This window comes from Streptomyces sp. NPDC101110 (genome assembly GCF_044759525.1).
GTDB lineage: Bacteria > Actinomycetota > Actinomycetes > Streptomycetales > Streptomycetaceae > Streptomyces.
On sequence record NZ_JBIVZM010000002.1, the window covers coordinates 658776 to 677175 of the forward strand.

Below are 18400 nucleotides of genomic sequence, written 5' to 3' on the forward strand. Positions count from 1 at the left end.
CCACGGCGCGCCCCATGGTGGCAGCACCTCTCGAAGACGGTCCAGGTCGGCGCCCCGCGTGTTCAACTGAGTCGGCGCCTCACTTGAACGGCTGCCGCTCCGACGGGGACGTGCTCCCGCTGACACCTGAAGTCGGGCCTGCGTACGGTAGAGCGGATGAGCCGTGCCCGATAGGACAGAGAGCGGGGGGCATTGAGCGTCGATCGCATATCGAAGACGCAGTTCGGTTCCGTACTGCGAAGCGCGCGAAAGCGCGCGGGTATGACACAGGGGCAGCTCGCCGAGATCTCGACGGTGAGTATCCGCGCCATTCGCGACCTCGAACTCGACCGTACCGGCAGCCCGCGTCTGCAGACCGTCCGGTTGCTGGCCGATGCCCTGCGGTTGAACGGGGCACGGCGTGCGGAGCTGGAGGCCGCCGCCGGGCCGACGGGGGTGCGCGCACTCCACGACGACCTGCCGGCACCCCCGGCCCCCCTGTCCGCGCCCCTCGCCCGCGAGGAGGAGACGTCCTCGCTCGTCGGACTGCTGCGGTCCACCGGTCACCGGCTGGTCCGGGTGGTGGGCGCGCCCGGGGTGGGAAAGACGACGCTGGTGCAGTGCGTCGCGAGCGAGCTGCACCGGACCCGGCTCGTTCCGGTGATCTTCCTGGAACGTCCTGAGGCGCTGCCCGGCAGCAGCCGGCACAGCTCCGCACGCCGGCTGGTGAGTCGCGTCGCGGACGTGGTCGGCTGTGCCGCCACGGTGGACGAGGTGGCCGGCCGCCTCGCCGCGGATGACGCCCTCCTCGTCGTCGACGACCGTGACCTCGACGACCGGGATCACCGGGACCTGCGGACGCTGCTGCGGCTCTGCCGCGGTCTGCGGGTGCTGATGGAGTCCTGCGACGTCGCGCCGGGCCGCGCCGGGGAGATCACCTTCACGCTCTTCCCCCTCGACGTCCCGGAATGGGACTCCCGCACAGGCGGTGCGGCACGCGCCGTCGAATCCCCCGTGACGCGGTACATGCTGTCGCGCTGCGCCCTGTTCTACCCGGCGGCGGTGTCGTCCCCGGAGACGGTGGCCGCGATCACCGGCGTCTGCTGGCTTCTCGACGGGATACCGTCGGCGCTCGAGTCAGCCGCCTCCTGGCTGCTCATCTACGAGCCCATGGAACTCCTGCGCATGGCGCAGGCGTCCCCGGCCCGGCTGGTGATGTCTCCGTCCCGGACCGATGTCCCGCTCATCGTCTGGATGCGTGACGCCCTCGCGTCGCTACCGCCGTTCCAGCTCGACGCCCTGCTCAGGCTGGCCGACTCGCGGCCCTGGACGGTGAGCGACGCCGTCACGCTGCTCGCCGGTTCCGTCACGGATGCGGAGAGCGCCGTGCACGCGTTGCGCGCCCGCGGTCTCGTACGCCGCGTCGCGGCCCCGCACGGGAACGCGCAACGGTTCGTGGTGCTCAACCTGGTGCGCCACCTCGTACGCCCCGAGCTTGCGTCCTCCTCCCCTCCCCGCGGTGTGACCGGCGCCTGGGACGGGCTTCGTGACGTCCAGCCGCTGACCTCGTGAGCGGCGCCGGCCGCCGGCGGGGACCGCCGGGGCCGTGCGCCGCCGGTGTGGGCCCCGTCAGCGGTCCGCCGCCTTGAGGGCCGCCACCACCTGGCGGATGGTCGGGTTGCGGTAGAACTCGCGCAGGCGCAGGGTGGGCATCCCCTCGGCCCGCATCGCCGCGGAGCTCTTCACCGCGACCATGGAGTTTCCGCCGGCCTCGAAGAAGTCGTCGTCGAGACCGACCGGGAAGCCCAGGAGCCGTGACCACAACTCCTGCAGCCAGGCGGCCAGTTCGTCGTCCGCCGTCGGCGAGGCGTCCTCGGCTGCCCCCGTGGTGGTCTCGGGGGCAGGCAGACGCGCCACATCCACCTTGCCGCTCGTGGTCAACGGCAGGGCATCCACCTCAGTCACCGTGGCCGGAACCATGTAGTCGGGCAGGACGGCGGCGGCGTGTTCGCGGACGCCCCGCACATCACCGCCGTCCAGCACCACGTAGGCGTCGAGACGCAGACCGGACGAGCCGCCCCCTGCCGTGGAGCCCACGACGACCGCTGCGGCCCGCACGGCTCCGTTCTCCAGCAGCACCGTGCGGATCTCGTCAAGTTCGATCCGGAACCCCCTTATCTTCACCTGGTTGTCCAGGCGTCCCAGGTGTTCCACTGCCCCGTCCGGCCGCAGCCGTCCCCGGTCGCCGCTGCGGTACATACGGCCACCGCGGTACGGGTCGGGCAGGAACCGGTCGGCGGTCAGGTCCGGTTGGCCGACGTAGCCGTGGGCGACGCCGGCGCCGCCGACGCAGATCTCGCCCGCTACGCCGGGCGGCAGCAGCCGCCCCTCGGGGTCCAGCACGTAGACGTGCCATCCGGGCAGCGGTGCGCCCACCGAGCGCGTCGCACCGAGCGCCAGGTCACGTGTCACGGTCTGCGCGGTGACGTGCACGGTGGTCTCGGTGATGCCGAACATGTTCACCACCCGGCACCGGTCGTCGGGGTACGCGTCGAACCACGGCAGCAGCATCCTGGCGTCGAGTGGTTCACCGCCGAGGATCACCAGCCGCACCGCGAGGCCCGCGTAGTCGACGGACAGGAGGTTGGCGAGGGCCGAGGGCGTCTGGCTGAGCACCGTGACCCCGTGGGCGACCATGAGGTCGCGGAACCGGTCGGGTTCGCGTGAGGTGAGGTGCGGCACGACCACGAGGCGGCCACCGGTCAGCAGGCAGCCCCAGATCTCCCACACCGAGAAGTCGAAGGCGCTCGAGTGGAAGAACGTCCACACGTCAGCCGCCCCGAGGCCGAAGTCGGCGCGGGTCGCCTGCACGAGGCTCAGCACGTTGCCGTGGGGTACGGCCACGCCCTTGGGCCGCCCCGTGGAACCGGACGTGTAGATCACGTAGGCGGTGTCCTCGTCCCCCGTGTCGCGCGGCCCGCCGGGCGCGTCGGGTGCGTGGTCGTCCTCGAGCAGCCGGTCAGGAGTCGCCAGGCGGGTTTCGTGCTGGGGCGGGAGGTCGGGGCGGCGGGTCACCAGCAGGTGAACCGCCGAGGTCTCCATCATGTGGCCGACCCGTTCAGCGGGGTACGCCGGGTCGGCCGGGACGTAGACGGCGCCGGCCTTGAGCACGCCGAGCAGTACGGCGACCAGTTCCGCCGACCTGTCCAGGCAGACTCCGACACGGTCCCCGGGGCGGATCCCCCGCGCGCGCAGGCCGGCCGCGAACATGTCCGCCAGGTCGTCGAGTTGCGCGTAGGTGAGCCGCACGTCGTCGTCGCAGACCGCGACGGCATCGGGAGAGGAGGCCGCGACCCGGGCGAATGCCCCGTGCACGGTTTCCGCGGGGGCGGACGGCGCGGGCAGCGAGCCGCCCAGGCGCACGATGCGGTCGCGTTCCTCGTCGTCGAACAGCTCGACGTCGGCGGCCGGAGTATCCGGTGCCGTCGACGACCGCCCGTACACATGGGCCACGTGCCGGGCCAGTTGCCGACCGGTCGTGGGACCGGCGTGGCTCAGCAGGTGGTCGCAGCGCAGCCACAGCCTGCGGTCCGCCCGGCGGACGAGGGAGAACGTCAGGGGGAACACCGGCGCGAGTGAGGGGAAGTACGCCTCGCCCTCGCGCAGCGGTTCCCCGCTGCCGCCGGGGAGTGTGCCGGCCACCACCGGGGCGTCCACGAACGGATGCGGTTGCCGGCGCACCTCGCCGAGGGTGCCGCTCACCCGTACGGCCACGGCGCCGTCGTCGGAGCCGAGGACGATCTCGTCGGTGCCGTCGTCCGCGTAGCGTCGCAGCGTCACGGCCAGAGCGGTGCGCAGTCTCATGTCGTCGGCCGGCTCGTCGGACGGCAGGGGAGCCCAGGCCGTGGCGGACCGGTCGCCGTCGCCCTCGCCGAACCCCCAGCCGGGTGGGGCGCCGTTCCGGGTCGTGGGCGTGCCCACGGGGCTGTCGGCGATGCGCTTGAACTCCGCACTCACCGCCTCCACGTTGCCGTCGGCCAGCTCGGAGACCAGGCGCCGCAGTCCGGCGGTGTCCAGCACGGCGCGGGGGGCCACGACGACCAGGTCGGCCGATCCGTCCGGGTGGCGGAGGAGCAGCGCGTGCGTGCCTTCTCCCGCTCTCGCCGCCTGTCCGCACCACAGGTCGGCGCCGGGGTCTCCCGCCGCGGGTGGTACGTCCACGACGCCAAGGCCCGGCACCTCGCCGACGCCCGGGAAACGCTCCCTCAGGAATTCCACCCGGGCGGGATCACTCAGGCGGAGCCGGACGGCGTGCTGCTGTGCCCTCACCATGGGTGCGCTCCTTAGCGTCGCCGAATCACCCGAGTACGGTACGAGGCCCCGCGCACGCTGAACGGCAGTTCGGGCGGCGACTCGTAGGCAGCGCGCACACCGCCCTTTCCCGAGAGGTGCGGCCCGGCGCCCGGGGAAACTGCCTCAGGGATCGCCTCCCGTACTGCCGGTGCCGGAGTCGGCGGGACCCTAATCTCGGTGCGATGACAGCAGGTGGAGGAACTCCCACGGCTCCGGTCAGGAGAAAGCTCCCGAACGGGCTGCACGTCTTCAGTCTCAACGGCAACGAGACGGATTACCTGTACGGCGAGATCTTCGACGACGAGTCCTACGTCCCACCGCAGGGCTGGCGCATGTCCGAGAAGCCGGTGGTACTCGATGTCGGCGCCAACATAGGGCTGTTCACGCTCTTCGCGACGCAGAAGTGGCCCGACGCGCAGGTGTTCTCCTTCGAACCGGCACCCGACGTCTTCGACGCCCTCCGGCGGAACACGGGCCACCTTCCCGGTGTGCGCGTCCACAATCTGGCCCTGGGCGACGAGGACCAGTCGCGTGAGCTGACCTACTACCCGAACTACACCATGATGTCGGGCTTCGACGCCGACCCGGCGGTCGACAGGGTGCTCGCCTCGGCGTTCATCACCAGCGCCGCCGACTCCCTCGACGAGGAGCTCCGGGATGAATTCATCCAGGAGGCGAAGGATCTGGTGGAAGACAGCCTCGGCGAACGACGCCTGGTGCGCTGTGACGTGCGGCGCGTGGAGACGTTCGCCCAGCGGGCCGGCATCGACCGGGTCGACTTCCTCAAGGTCGACGTGGAGGGCTTTGAACTCCGCGTCCTGCGGGGCATCGGCGACCGTCTGTGGCCGGGGATCGCCAACGCCGCCGTCGAGGTCGCCGATCGGGGCGGGGCACTCGATGCGGTGGTCTCGCTTCTGGAGAGCCAGGGCATGACCACCTTCGTCCGGCAGGCGGCGGAGTACCGCACCACCGATCTGCACACCGTTTTCGCATGGCGGGTGGCGTGAGATGACGGATGTTTCTCCCGCACCCGCACCCGCACCCGCACCGCCGCCGGTACCGGCACCACCTCCGGCACCGGACCCGCGGGCCCTGCTGTCCGCCAGGCGGTGGGTCGTCCGCCCCCGGCGGAGCGAGGATCCGGGCATCAGGGTGTTCTGCTTCCCGCACGCGGGCGCCGGGGCGGCCGCGTTCACCCCGTGGGCGAGGCGCCTCACGCCCGAGGCCGAACTGTGCGCCGTGCGCTACCCGGGCCGCGAGAACCGGATCGACGAGCGGCCCTTCGACGACCTCCACCAGCTGGTGGACGCACTCGAACCCGTGGTCGCGCCGCTGACCGACCGGCCTTTCGTGTTCCTCGGGCACTGCTCCGGCAGCGTGGTCGCGCTGGAACTGGCCCGCCGCATCCGCGAGGCACGGGGGCGCCTTCCTGCCGCGCTGTTCGTCAGCTCCATCGCGGGGCCCGTCCAGCACTCCTCGGAGTCGATCCATCTGCTGCCGCGGGAGGCGTTCTTCGAACGCGTCGCGCTCTACGGCGGGATCGACGCGTCCGTGCTCGACGACCCCGAGATCATGGATGTCTTCGAGCCGACGCTCCGCGCCGATTTCCGGATCGCCGAGGAGGGAGCGCCCCGGCAGGCGGCACCCCTGGACGTCCCGATCACGGCGGTGGGCGGCCGGCACGATCCCTTCGTGAGCTTCGAGGACCTGGCGGCCTGGCGCGAGGAGACGGGCACCGCGTTCTCCCTGCATCACATCGACGCGGGTCACTTCGTCCTGGACCAGACGATGGAGCGGATGGCGGAGGCTCTGCCCGACCTCCTGCGGCGGGCGGACGCGACCGTACCCCCGCCTCGCCCGGTGGACTGAAGGACCGCCCGGCAGCACGAGCCGGCGGCAGGGCGGCGCACACATGCCTGTGCCCTCGGCCCGACGTGGACGTCGGGCCGAGGGCACAGGCCTTTCGCATGCCTACTTCTTCTCCATGGCCTCGATCAGACTCTTGGGACGCATATCGGTCCAGGCCCGCTCGATGTAGTCGAGGCATTCCGTGCGGCCCGCCTCACCGAACACCGTCTTCCAGCCGTCCGGCGCATCCACGAAGACCGGCCAGAGGGAGTGCTGCCCCTCCTCATTGACCAAGACATAGTAGTTGGCATCGGGGTCGTCGAATGGATTCGTCACCACGCCGTCCCTTCCGAGTAGTCAAATCAGCCGGCCGGTCAGGGCCATCCCCCGATCAGCAACGGTTGGAGGCTAATCAATCAGCGGCGGCACCACACCCATCGTTCAACTGCGCCGCCGCACCAGTTGAACAACTCCCCCCTTCTCACCTGCGAGTTCACAGCCGCACTCACTCCTGGAAGGTGATGCCGAAATTCCGTTCCGGCGATCAGTGAAGACCATTTCCGGCCACGGTTGTGCCCGGATCCGGAAATGGATACCGTCGCCGGACGATTCACATCACCTCATGCCACGGAACTGCCGTGCCGATCGCGCACGCACTTCGGGAGGCGGCTGTATGAGCGCGTCACGCCTCGACATCGGTGCCCGGATGGATTCCGAACCCCGGGCCGGGGCCGTGATCTCCGGACTGGGAGCCTGCCTTCCGTCGAGAGCGGTCCACAACACCTCATTGGCGGAAGGCCTGGACACCAGTGACGAATGGATTCGCACCCGTACCGGAATCCGGTCCCGCCGACGCATCGACCCGGAGCTTTCGGTACTCGACCTGGCCTGCGAGGCCGCCGGAAACGCCCTGCGGTCGGCAGGGACCAACACCGTCGACGGCCTGGTCTTCGCCACGACGACACCGGAGCGCCCCTGTCCCTCCGCGGCCCCCGAGATCGCGTCCCGCACGGGGCTGGGACATGTCCCGGCATTCGACGTCTCAGCCGTCTGCAGTGGGTTCCTGTACGCGCTGGCGACGGCCGGCGCCCTGATCACGGCCGGGACCGTGGACAGCGTCCTGGTCGTGGCGGCGGAGACGTACTCACGCATCGTCGACCCGGCGGACCGTTCCACGGCCGTCCTCTTCGGCGACGGGGCCGGGGCAGTCGTGCTGCGCGCCGGTGCGACCGGCGAACCCGGGGCGCTCCTCGCCCACGACCTGGGCAGCGACGGCACGGGCGCGGACCTGATCAGGGTCCCCGGCGCCCGCGAACAGAGCACCGGGCAGCGCTGGTTCACCATGTCCGGGCGGAAGGTGTATCTGCAGGCCGTCGACCGTATGGCGGATTCGGCCCGCCGGGTCATGAAGGACTGCGGCTGGAGCCCGGGAACCCTCGGCATGCTCGTACCGCACCAGGCGAACGCACGCATCATCGATGCCCTGGCCGGCCGGCTCGGACTCCCGCCGGAACGCGTGCTCTGCGCACTCGCGCACACCGGCAACACCGCGGCCGCCTCCATCCCGCTGGCCCTGGCCGGCGCGGTGGCCGACCACCGGCTGCTACCCGGGGCCCGCACCGTGCTGACCGCCTTCGGCGGCGGCCTCAGCTGGGCCTCCACGGGACTGATCTGGCCACAGCTGACCGCCGTCACCTCAGAGGTCTGAAAGAAGGAGCCACCTGTGTTCATCGACTACCTCACCACCCTCCTCGGCACCGTCTACAAGGTCCCCGGAGTCATCGACCCCGACAAGTCGTTCACGGAACTGGAAGTGGACTCGCTGTCCCTGGCGGAGCTCGGCGCGCATCTTGAGGAGGAACTCGGCGTGACGGTCGAGGAGGAGGAGCTGACCGGCTCCACCACCGTGACCGAGCTGGCCGGGCTGCTGGACGCTCGTGGGGCGGTCGTACCGGCATGAACGGACGAAGACAGCAGCACCCGGATGTGGTGATCACGGGTCTCGGGATGGTGTCGCCCGCCGGTACGGACACGGCGACGGCGTGGAAGGCGGCCTGTGCCGGGCTGCCCACGGCGGCTCCCGACGCCCGGCTCGACGGCATGGCCGTGGATTTCAGCTGTGCGGTGTCGGCGTTCGACACGGACGCGGTACTGGGGACCGACGCGCGCCGGATGGATCCCTTCACGCAGTACGCCGTCGCGGCGGCCCGCGAGGCCGTGGCGGACGCGGCGGCGGACGGCGGGCACTGGGACCCCGCCAGGGTCGGGGTGTTGATCGGTACCGCCGTAGGCGGCCTGGAAACCTGGCTGGAGCAGTCGGCGCGGCTGCGGAACACGGGGCCGCGTGCGGTCAATCCGCTGACCGTCCCGAAGGCCATCGGGAACATGGCGGCGGCCACGGTGGCCCTGGACCTCGGCCTGCACGGGCCCGCGCTCGCCGTGGCCACCGCGTGCGCTTCGGGCACCACGGCGCTGGGTTTCGCCCTCGACCTGCTGCGCGCCGGCCGCTGCGACGTCGTACTGGCCGGTGGCACCGACGCCGCTGTCACCCCGCTCCTGTCCGGCGCCTTCGACCGGCTCAAGGCGCTGTCCCGGCGCCGCGACGAACCGTCGTCGGCCTCCCGGCCGTTCGACCGGCAGCGCGACGGCTTCGTACTGGCGGAAGGGGCCGCGGTGCTCGTGCTGGAGCGTGCGGCGGACGCGCGGGCCCGTGGCCGACGCCCGTACGCGACGCTCCTCGGGTACGGCGAGTCCACGGACGCCCACCACCTCACCTCGCCCGATCCGGACGGGAAGGGCGCGCGGCTCGCCATGCGGAGCGCACTGGCGGACGCCGGGGTGGCCGCGTCGGACGTGACGCTGGTCAACGCGCATGCGACGGGCACGCCGCTGGGCGACGCCATCGAGGCGCGCCTGATCCACGACGTCTTCGGCCCGCACACGGCGGTCACCTCCACGAAGGGCGTGACGGGGCACATGCTGGGAGCGGGCGGCGCCGCAGAGGCGGTGTTCACGGCCTTGTCCGTCGAACAGGGAGTAGTCCCGCCCACTGCCAACTTCGATGAGCCGGGTGCCGACATCGCCGACGTCGACATCGTGCACGGCGGTCCGAGGTCCGCCCCGGTCCCCGTGGCGGTGAGCAGCTCGTTCGGCTTCGGCGGGCACAACGCCGTCGTCGTCCTCGGGCGCGCCTGAGCGCGGCGCGCGAGGAGGCGGGCCGTCCGCGGCGCATGAGGAGTGGGGGTTGTCAGCCGCGCAGGGGGTCAGGGTCGTTCCGTCGCGCAGGGGAGGCCGGGGGGACTCATCGCTCAGGGGAGCCAGGGGGCTCGCCGCTCAGGAGGGCCGGCCAAGAGGTGTCGCCACCGGACGAGGGCACGCCAGAGCACGTCAGGATTCGTCAGGGCTCGCATCACGTCCGGGACCCCCGCTCCGGTTTCCGCGCGGAGCTCACTCGGCGCCGTCGTCGAGTTCCTGCGCGACCTCCAGCCAGGTCTCGGCGTACTGGCGGGCGAGGTCGACGACGAGGTCTCCGCAGTGCGACGGCACCGCGGCGGCCAGCCTGGACCAGCCCCGCTCCTCAATGGCGTTGCGCTGAAGTACCCGGAACAGGCGCCGGTCCTCCTCCCTGTGCCGCAGCGAGGGATCGCTGAGCAACCTGTCGAGCAGGGCGGCGGGATCGGGGACCGGCAGCCGGCTGCCCCGCGCCGGCGGCCGTGGTCCCTCCGGCGTGGCGGGCCCGGGCGGGATCGGCTTCACTGCATCGGCTTCCGGCCGCTCGTCGGCGGCCGGGGCCGGCTGTGACGTCTGCTCCGGGACGGGCGGCTCACCGGCCAGGAGTCGTCTGCGAACGTCGCTCACCGTCGCGGGCGATACCCCGGCGAGCCTCGCGATCTCGCGCAACGACGCCTGCGGACGCTCGGCGATCAGTCCGGCGGCCCGCTCACGGCCCTCGGCGCCGTTGAGGGGGCGCACCTTGCCGTCCCGGCCGATCCGTGCGCTCAACTGGGCGTTCCCGCCTGCCGAGTTGCGCCGGATGGCGGCGACCGTCTTGGCTCCCAGGCCCGCGACCCGGGCGATCGCCCGGTCCGACATCGCAGGATGCGAGGCGATGATGCGCTCGGTCGCTGCCCGGCGGTCCTCCTTCGACAGGGGGAGGCCGTGAGTCACGTTGGCCTCGACGGCCCGCAGGAACGCCTCCTCGGCGGTGCCGTCGAAAAACTCGACGAGGATGGTCGCCTCGCCCTTGCGGAAGGCGGCCGCCAGCCGGTGCATCCCGTCGATCACGCGCATGCTGCGCCGGTCCACCAGGATGGGAGGGAGCGGGGTCTCCACCGCCGCCAACCGGGCCACGTGCTCCGCGGCCTGGCCTTCGAGACGCGGGGAGTCCGCGGGAAGGAGCGAGGCGACCGGAACGGACGTGACCCCGCGCATGGACGGCGCGGGAGCCCCGACGGGCCAGGCCGAGTCGTCTCTTTCTCCGGAGGATTCTGGATACCTCGAGTCGGCAGCGCTACGCTTCATTTCCCGCTCCCCCACTGACGAAACGTCTTGTTCTTGACGACGACTTTCGGCAGAAAATCTGCGACCGCCGGGCAGTGAGGGAAATGCGGACTCAATGCTGTCGAACTCGCGACCAGTACATCGGTAGCGGTTTCATCACCTCACCGCCACTCCTCCAGAACGCCCGAAACTGCATTCGAACCTACATCCAGCATGCGGTTCGGGCAACTGGCCAAGACCAATCCGCCGACGGGGCGAGAAGGCGTTCAAGTGCGGCACCGCGGCGGTTGAACGCCCTGTTCGACCGCCGCTCCAGGCCCCGTCCCGTCCCGCGTCCCGCCCCCCGTCCCGGCCTCCGTCCTGGTCCCCGTCCCGGCTCCGGATGAGCCACCGGCGGCGGGTCCGTGGCGGCGGCACGCCGGTGCGCTCGCCTCCACGGGCGCCCCTGTCCTATCTTCTGCAGCATGACGCTGATCCGGGCAAGGGGCCCGGTGGGCAAGGGGTTGGTGGGCATGGTTACCGGTCGTGTGGTGCGGTTCGACAGTGTGCGGGGTTTTGGTTTCATCGCTCCCGATCACGGAGGGGACGACGTCTTCCTGCACGTGAACGATCTCCTGATCCCCGAGCACTATCTCCGCTCGGGCCTCTCGGTCCAATTCGAGGTGGAGGAGGGTGACCGCGGGCTCAAGGCGTCGGCGGTCCGGCTGGCGGACGGGGCCGACGCCAAGTCTCCGGCCTTCCAGACGCCCGCCGGCGCCGCCGCGGCCCTGGCGTCGGAGCCGGCCAGGCAGGCGGACGGTGACGACTCGCTGTGCGATGTGCTAGCCGCGAACGAGTACCTGCACGAGGTGACCGAGGTGCTCCTGTCGACCGCGCCGTCGCTGACAGGAGATCAGATCGTGCAGATCCGCGCGGGACTGCTCCAGTCCGCCAAGAACCACGGCTGGACCGAGGGCTGATCGCTTCGCCCGGGGGGAGCCCAGGCTCCCCCCTTCTCACCCGCACCGCCCACTGCCCGCCGGCCTCTTCGGGGCCTTCACGCGCGTGACGCCATTCCGCGCTCCCCCGAAGCGCCGCGATCTCTTTCTCCGAGCTCGGCACCTCTCCCGGGGCGTTGGCCGAGCAGCCCGCAAACGCCCGGATGAGCGGTCCGTCCGGTATTGATCGGGGCGACCGTGCAATGCATCGTGGATGCCACGGTTTTCTCTTCATGGAATGCTGCGACGGCGATTCAGCACACCGCAGAATTCCGGTCCTGGTCGCCGGATGTTGACCCGATGTCTTCTCTCCACCCGATGCGGCGATGCGAGAAGAACAGAGAGCGAGGCAGTTTCCGTGACCGTGCTAAACCGCCCGTCCATGGGCCCGATACGGCTGCGGCCGGGCGACGAGTCGATCCAGCGCCAGCAGGTCAGACCGGGAACGGTGCGGCGCATCCTCCCGTACGCCCGGCCATACCGCTGGCAGGTCGCGCTGTTGCTGACGGTGACCGCCGTCGACGCCTGTATCGCGGCCGCCAGTCCGCTGATCCTCAAGTACATCATCGATCACGGCATCCTGCCCGGGCATCTCCACGTCGTCGTCTGGCTCAGCCTGGCGCTGGCAGGGCTCGCCCTGGTGAGCGCCGGAGTCGTCTACATCCAGAGCCGGTGCTCGGGCCGGGTGGGTGAAGGAGTCGTCTACGAACTGCGCACCCAGGTGTTCGCACATGTGCAGCAGCAGCCGCTGGCGTTCTTCACCCGCACGCAGACCGGCAAGCTGATCAGCAGGCTCAACACGGACGTCGCCGGCGCCCGGCAGGCCGTGACCACCCTGCTCACCCAGGCCGTCTCCACGATTCTGACCCTGGTCCTGGTCCTCGGCGCGATGTTCTACCTCTCCTGGCAGATCACCGTGGCGGCTCTGGTGATGATTCCGCTGTTCCTGATCCCCGCACGTCTGCTGACGCGTCGTATGCAGCGCATCACCAGATCGCTGATGGAGCAGGACGCGGAGATGAGCTCGATGATGACCGAGCGCTTCAACGTCTCGGGCGCCATGCTGGCCAAACTGTACGGGCGTCCCCAGGACGAGGAGGAGCTGTTCGCCGGCAAGGCCGCCCAAGTCCGTGACCTCGCGGTCAAGTTGGTCGTCTGGGGCCGGCTGCTGCCCATCATCGTCACCATCCTCACGACGTTCACCACGGCCCTGGTCTACGGCCTGGGCGGCGCCCTCACCATCGACGGTGCCATCGAGTTCGGCACACTCGTGGCGATGGTGGCCCTGCTGATGCGGCTGTACGGCCCGGTCAACGAACTGTCGACCATGCAGGCGACCGCCACGGTCGCCCTGGTCAGCTTCGACCGGGTCTTCGAGGTTCTCGATCTCAAGCCGCTGATCACCGAGCGCCCCGGCGCCAAGGCGCTGCGCCTCGAAGCCGACGACGAAGGCGACACGGAACAGCCCGCGTCCGCGCCGGACATCGAGTTCGAAGCGGTCTCCTTCCGGTACCCCAGCGCCGACGAGGTGTCGATGGCGTCGCTGGAGGCCGCCGCGAGCCGCAAGCACGAACGGTCGGACGCGGTCCCCCAGGAGATCCTCCACGAGCTGAGCTTCCGCGCTCCGGCCGGGAAACTCACCGCGCTGGTCGGCCCGTCGGGGGCCGGCAAGACGACCATCACCCAGCTGGTGCCTCGTATGTACGATCCGAACGCGGGCACCGTGCGCATCGGCGGTCACGACATCCGCGAACTGACCCTCGCCTCACTGCGCGAGAACGTCGGGGTCGTCACTCAGGAATCGCACCTCTTCCACGACACCCTCCGCGCTAACCTGGCCTACGCCCGTCCCGGGGCCGATGAATCGGAGCTGATCGAGGCGTGCAAGGCGGCGCTGATGTGGGACACCATCAGCGCGCTCCCCGAGGGCCTCGACACGGTCGTCGGTGACCGCGGCTACCGGCTCTCAGGCGGCGAGAAGCAGCGCATAGCCCTGGCCCGGTTGCTGCTCAAGGCTCCGCCGATCGTCGTGCTCGACGAGGCGACCGCGCATCTGGACTCGGAGTCGGAGGCGGCGATCCAGCAGGCGCTCAAGACCGCCCTCGCCGGCCGTACCTCGCTGGTGATCGCCCACCGGCTGTCCACCATCCGTGAGGCCGACCAGATCCTGGTCGTCGAGGACGGACGGATCTGCGAGAGCGGCACCCACGACGAACTGCTGGCGGCGGCAGGGCTCTACGCCGATCTCTACCACACGCAGTTCTCCCACCAGGCGTCCGAGCGCAAGCACGTCGGCCGCCGGCCCTCGCCGTCCGCGGTGATCGCGGGAAGCGCCCAGTCAGGGTCCTGACCGGCCCCGTCCCGTCGAACGTCGAGGTGGGTCACCCGCTCACGGTGACCCACCTCGACGTTTGCGTTTCCCTGCCCGCAGCCGCCCGCCCGTCACTGTCGCGCATCGCTCGGCTTCCCGGCCGCCGTCCTTGCTCCGGGAGGCCTCTCGACCGATGAAGCCATCGCCACCCGACGGGTAGGCACATGCCCCCACACGAAACGGTGCCCGGGCCTGACCCGTCGACGACGGGTCAGGCCCGGGCACCGCCCGATGAGGAGGCCTCAGACGCTCACGGCACGGCTCAGGCCCTCCGCTCCCGTCGCGTCGCCAGCCACTCCGACATGACCTCCCATGCCGCTCCCAGCATGTCGGGCCGCGCCATGTCCGAGTGTCCGCAGGGGAGGCGGATGGATGTGATCTGCCGGGTGAGATAGGGCTGCCACAGCGACTCGAACGAGAAGTCCGCCGGCTTGCCCTCCTCCGCGATGAGCAGCAGCGTCTCCCCGCCGAAGGTGCCGTAGGCGTGCCGGTCCCTCAGCGTCGCGTTGTTGTCGAACACGCGGACCAGCTGGGCGACTTCGTCGTCGTCGACCCCGCCCAGCACCGGACCGAGTTCGGCACGGACGCGCTGCGCCAGACGTGCAGGGCCGTCGGCCGCCCCGCTCCGGGGAGTCTCGGCCTCGGTTCCCGGAATGGGCGGGAACGCGTCCATGAGGACCAGCGACACCTCCTCACCCTCGGCCTCGAGCCGCACCGCGATCTCATGAGCGGGAGTTCCTCCGAAGGACCAGCCGACGAGGTGGTACGGGCCCGACGGCTGCAGTGCGCGCATGCGGTTCACGTACTCGGCGGCCATGTCGGCGACCGAGACCGCCGGATCGCCGGAGCCGTCGAGGCCCTGTGCCTGGAGGCCGTACAGCGGGTGCTCCTGGGGAATGAAGCGGGCGAACGGCATGTAGCACCAGCTCAGTCCACCCGCGGGGTGGACGAAGAAGAAGGCCGGTGCGGTGCCGCCGGTCCGGATCGGCAGCACGCCGTCGAGGGCGTCCTGCACCGACGTCAGGCCGAACGTCTGCATCAGCCGTGCCGGTGTGGGGTTGGTGATCAGGGTGCGCAGCGACACGGTGACACCCTTGCCCCGCAGCCGCTCCACGAGCGAAACCGCCATGAGCGAGTGGCCGCCGAGGGCGAAGAAGTCGTCGTCGGGACCCACCACCCGCACGCCCAGGACGTCGGCGAACGTCTCGCACACCAGGGCTTCGAGCGCACCCGTGGCACCCCGGCCCGGCGCGGGCTCCCCGGCGGTCCCGGCCGCGAAGGCGGGGGCGGGCAGGGCCCTGCGGTCCACCTTGCCGTTCAGCGTCAGCGGCAGGGAGTCCAGGACCGTCACCGAGGACGGCACCATGTAGTTCGGCAGCCGCTCGGCCGCGAAGTCCCGCACCGACCCGGCCAGCGCGCTCGGATCGGCGTCGCCGGCCGCGGGGACGACGTAGGCGACCAGGCGCTTGCCGCCTTGCGGGTCCTCGTGCACGACGACGGCCACCTGACTCAGGTGCGGATGTCCGTCGAGCGCCTCCTCGATCTCGCCGGGTTCGATCCGGTAGCCACGGATCTGCACCTGATCGTCCGAGCGGCCGGCGAACTCCAGGTTGCCGTCCGCCCGCCACCGGACCCGGTCGCCCGTACGGTACATGCGCTCACCGGCGGCGCCCGGCGAGCACGCCACAAAGCGCTCCGCCGTCAGACCGGGCCGTCCCGAGTATCCCCGGGCCAGTCCCGCACCGGCCAGGTACAGCTCGCCGACCACTCCGACCGGCACCGGGTTGAGGAAGTCGTCGAGCACATAGGCGCGGGTGTTGGCGATCGGAGCGCCGATCGGTACGGTGCCCGACTCCAGCCCGGGTTGGCAGCGCCACGCGGTGGCGTCCACCGTCGTCTCGGTGGGGCCGTAGGTGTTGAACAGCACCCGTCCGGCCGACCAGCGTTCCATCACCTCGGGAGGGCATGCCTCGCCGCCCACCTCGAGGACCACCCCGGTCCCGATCGCCCCGTCCGGCATCGTCGCCAGGGCGGCAGGGGGGAGCGTCGCGTGGGTCACGGCCTGCTCGGTCATGAACTCGGCCAGTTCCGCACCGAGCCGCCGGTCCTGGGGCACGATCACCAGGGTCGCTCCGGACAGCAGGGCGAGCGACCACTCCGAGCAGAAGTTGTCGAAGCCGACCGACGCGAACTGCGCCACCCTGTGGCCCGGCTGCACGCCGAACCGCGCGTGACTGGCCGACAGGTTGGCGAAACCCGCGTGCGAGACGACCACGCCCTTGGGCCGGCCGGTCGAGCCGGAGGTGTAGATGACGTACGCCGGGTTCTGCTTGCGCGGCGGCGCCGGCAGCTCCGCGTCCCGGGCGTCTCCCGCGTCGGGCTCCCCAGACCCGTCCAGCACCAGCATCGGCACACCGCAGTCCGTCGGCACCGACCGCCCGGCGCGTGACGTGGTGAGGACGCACACGGGCCCGGCGTCGTCGAGCGTGTAACCGACGCGCTCGACGGGATGGTCGGGATCGATGGGCAGGTAGGCGCCGCCGGCCTTGAGCACGGCGACGATCGCCACGATCAGCTCGGCGGAGCGCTCGGTGAGCACCGCCACCACCGACTCCGGACCCACTCCGTGCTCCGACACCAGGCGACGGGCCAGCCGGTTCGCCCGCATGTCCAGCTCGCCGTAGGTGAGTTCGGCGCCGCCGCACACGATCGCGACGGCGTCCGGTGTCCGGGCCGCCTGTGCCGCGAACAGCTCCGGCACCGTGGCCTCCCCGACCGGCGTGTCGGTGCCGTTCCAGTCGGCCAGCATGCGCTCCCGCTCGACCTCGTCGAGCACGTTCACCGCGGCGAGCCTGCCCTCCGGGCCGTGCTCCAGCACGGCCACCAGGTTGTCCAGGCAGGTGTGCAACAGCCGGCACACGGCCTGCCCGTCCACCGACTGCACCGCTTCCACGGTCAGTCCGAAACCGGCCCCCAGATCGTCCACCGAGAGGGCGACCGGGTAGTTGGTGGTGTCCCGGGCGAACACCATCCGGATGCCCCCGGGCGCGGCGCCGCCCTCCTTGCGGGGCCCCTCGCTCGGGCGCTGACTGTGCCGGAAGTTGAAGATCGAGGTGAACAGCGGAGTACCGCCGGGGACGCCGCTGGCCTGCTGCGCCAGGGTCAGCGGGGCGTGCTCGTGCACCATGAGCTCCGCCAGCTGACTCCGCAGGCCCTCCAGTGCCTCTCCGACACCGGAGGCGCCGACGCGGACCCGTACGGGCAAGGTGTTCAGGAAGAGACCCGGCACTCGGTCCGCGCCGGTTCCGGCGTTCATCCGCCCGAACAGCACCGTCCCGAACACGACGTCGTCGCGGCCGCTGATGGTGGCCAGCACCCGCGCCCAGGCCAGGTGGAACACGCTGGCCGGGCTCACGCCGAGCGACCGGGCGACGTCACGCACCCGCCGGCCGACCTCGTCGTCGACGTCCAGGTGGGAGCGCTCGACACCGCTACCGTCACCGTGCACGTTCAGCAGGCCATAGGGGGCAGTGGTCTCCTCCACGTCCCCGAGCAGCTCGGTGAAGTACCGCTCGTGCTCCTCGCGTGTCACACCGAGTCGGGCCTGCGCGACGAAGTTCCGGAAGGGCAGCGGCTCGGGCAGGGAGTCCTCCCGCCCAGCAAGGAACGCGCCCATCTCGTGCAGCAGTACGTCCTGTGTGGTGTGATCCTGGATCAGGTGGTGCATCCGCAGCAACGCCAGCCATCCACCGTCCTGGTCCGGCTGTTCGGCGGTGTGGACGTCGATGAGCGGAGCCCGGCCGATGTTCATGGTCGGGCCGGCAGCCGCGATCAGCTGCTCCATCGCGGCGGGACCGTCTGCGGTCAACCCCACCGATGTGACCGGGAGTTCGGCCCGGCGGACCACGACCTGGATCGGCTCGCGCAGTTCCTGCCACAGGATCGCGGTCCGGTAGATGTCGTGCCGGTCCACCACTCGCTGCAACGCCCCGAGGAACGCGTCGAGCCGCTCCCGCGAGTCGAAGCGGATGACCCGCGGGGCCGCGTACACGTCCGTGCCACCGTCCGTCTGCAGCAGGTGGTGGAAGAGGATGCCTTCCTGCAGCGGGGCGAGCGGGTAGACGTCGGCGATGCTGGCCGCACCGCCCGGTATCTGTTCGACGATGTGAGCCAACTCCGCCTCGCTCAGCTCGACGAGCGGGAGCATGTCCGGGGTGATGTGTTCGGCGCCGAGCGGGATGCGGTTCTCCGGAACGTCGATCGTGTCCGGCGCCGCGACGGCGGCCAGGCCTGCGGGGGTGGGGGTCTGGAACAGTGCGCGGACGGAGATGGACACGCCCCGGCCGCGCAGCTGCTCGACCAGCGAGACGGC

The 18400-nt window shown here is 71.0% G+C and carries 12 protein-coding genes; 8 read left to right on the top strand and 4 right to left on the bottom strand.

What is annotated here, in order from left to right; translation table 11 throughout:
- Positions 1-192 precede the first annotated feature (192 nt).
- The gene (locus tag ACIQU3_RS06235; protein WP_403744282.1) at positions 193-1551 is read left to right on the top strand and encodes a helix-turn-helix domain-containing protein; all 1359 of its coding nucleotides are present in this window, start codon (positions 193-195) and stop codon (positions 1549-1551) included.
- Between the two features lie 57 nt (positions 1552-1608).
- Here ACIQU3_RS06235 and ACIQU3_RS06240 read toward each other — a convergent pair whose 3' ends face one another.
- Positions 1609-4311 carry an amino acid adenylation domain-containing protein gene (locus ACIQU3_RS06240; protein ID WP_403744280.1) on the bottom strand — a complete coding sequence of 901 codons (2703 nt, stop codon included), beginning with the start codon at positions 4309-4311 and terminating at the stop codon, positions 1609-1611.
- A gap of 203 nt (positions 4312-4514) precedes the next feature.
- Here ACIQU3_RS06240 and ACIQU3_RS06245 point away from each other — a divergent pair, with 203 nt between their 5' ends.
- Entirely contained in the window at positions 4515-5339 is an 825-nt protein-coding gene (locus ACIQU3_RS06245; protein WP_403923539.1) for an FkbM family methyltransferase, read from the top strand.
- Position 5340: 1 nt separating this feature from the next.
- Positions 5341-6201, top strand: a complete 861-nt coding sequence (locus ACIQU3_RS06250) for a thioesterase II family protein (RefSeq protein WP_403923541.1) — start codon at positions 5341-5343, stop codon at positions 6199-6201.
- Between the two features lie 102 nt (positions 6202-6303).
- On the opposite strand, the gene ACIQU3_RS06255 is transcribed toward ACIQU3_RS06250, so the two are convergent.
- The gene (locus tag ACIQU3_RS06255; protein ID WP_308287558.1) at positions 6304-6516 is read right to left on the bottom strand and encodes an MbtH family protein; all 213 of its coding nucleotides are present in this window, start codon (positions 6514-6516) and stop codon (positions 6304-6306) included.
- Between the two features lie 337 nt (positions 6517-6853).
- On the opposite strand from ACIQU3_RS06255, the gene ACIQU3_RS06260 reads away from it, so the two are divergent.
- From ACIQU3_RS06260 to ACIQU3_RS06270, 3 genes are read left to right on the top strand one after another with little or no spacing between them, the layout of a single operon-like run.
- Positions 6854-7888, top strand: coding sequence for a beta-ketoacyl-ACP synthase III (locus ACIQU3_RS06260; protein WP_403923543.1), 1035 nt, complete (start codon positions 6854-6856; stop codon positions 7886-7888).
- A 15-nt stretch (positions 7889-7903) separates the two neighbouring features.
- Positions 7904-8140, top strand: a complete 237-nt coding sequence (locus ACIQU3_RS06265) for an acyl carrier protein (RefSeq protein WP_403744269.1) — start codon at positions 7904-7906, stop codon at positions 8138-8140.
- Positions 8137-9375, top strand: coding sequence for a beta-ketoacyl-[acyl-carrier-protein] synthase family protein (locus tag ACIQU3_RS06270; protein WP_403923544.1), 1239 nt, complete (start codon positions 8137-8139; stop codon positions 9373-9375). Before ACIQU3_RS06265 ends, ACIQU3_RS06270 begins: the two co-directional genes overlap by 4 nt.
- Positions 9376-9627: 252 nt before the next feature.
- On the opposite strand, the gene ACIQU3_RS06275 is transcribed toward ACIQU3_RS06270, so the two are convergent.
- On the bottom strand, positions 9628-10611 hold the full coding sequence (locus ACIQU3_RS06275) for a transcriptional regulator (RefSeq protein WP_403744265.1): 984 nt from the start codon (positions 10609-10611) through the stop codon (positions 9628-9630).
- Positions 10612-11192: 581 nt separating this feature from the next.
- Here ACIQU3_RS06275 and ACIQU3_RS06280 point away from each other — a divergent pair.
- Together ACIQU3_RS06280 and ACIQU3_RS06285 are read left to right on the top strand one after the other, a co-directional pair.
- On the top strand, positions 11193-11639 hold the full coding sequence (locus ACIQU3_RS06280; protein WP_403923546.1) for a cold-shock protein: 447 nt from the start codon (positions 11193-11195) through the stop codon (positions 11637-11639).
- Between the two features lie 400 nt (positions 11640-12039).
- Positions 12040-14007: an ABC transporter ATP-binding protein gene (locus ACIQU3_RS06285; RefSeq protein WP_403744262.1), complete on the top strand. Its 1968-nt coding sequence runs from the start codon at positions 12040-12042 to the stop codon at positions 14005-14007.
- A 283-nt stretch (positions 14008-14290) separates the two neighbouring features.
- Here ACIQU3_RS06285 and ACIQU3_RS06290 read toward each other — a convergent pair.
- Positions 14291-18400: amino acid adenylation domain-containing protein (locus tag ACIQU3_RS06290; RefSeq protein ID WP_403923548.1), on the bottom strand; the 4110-nt coding region annotated here is incomplete at its 5' end.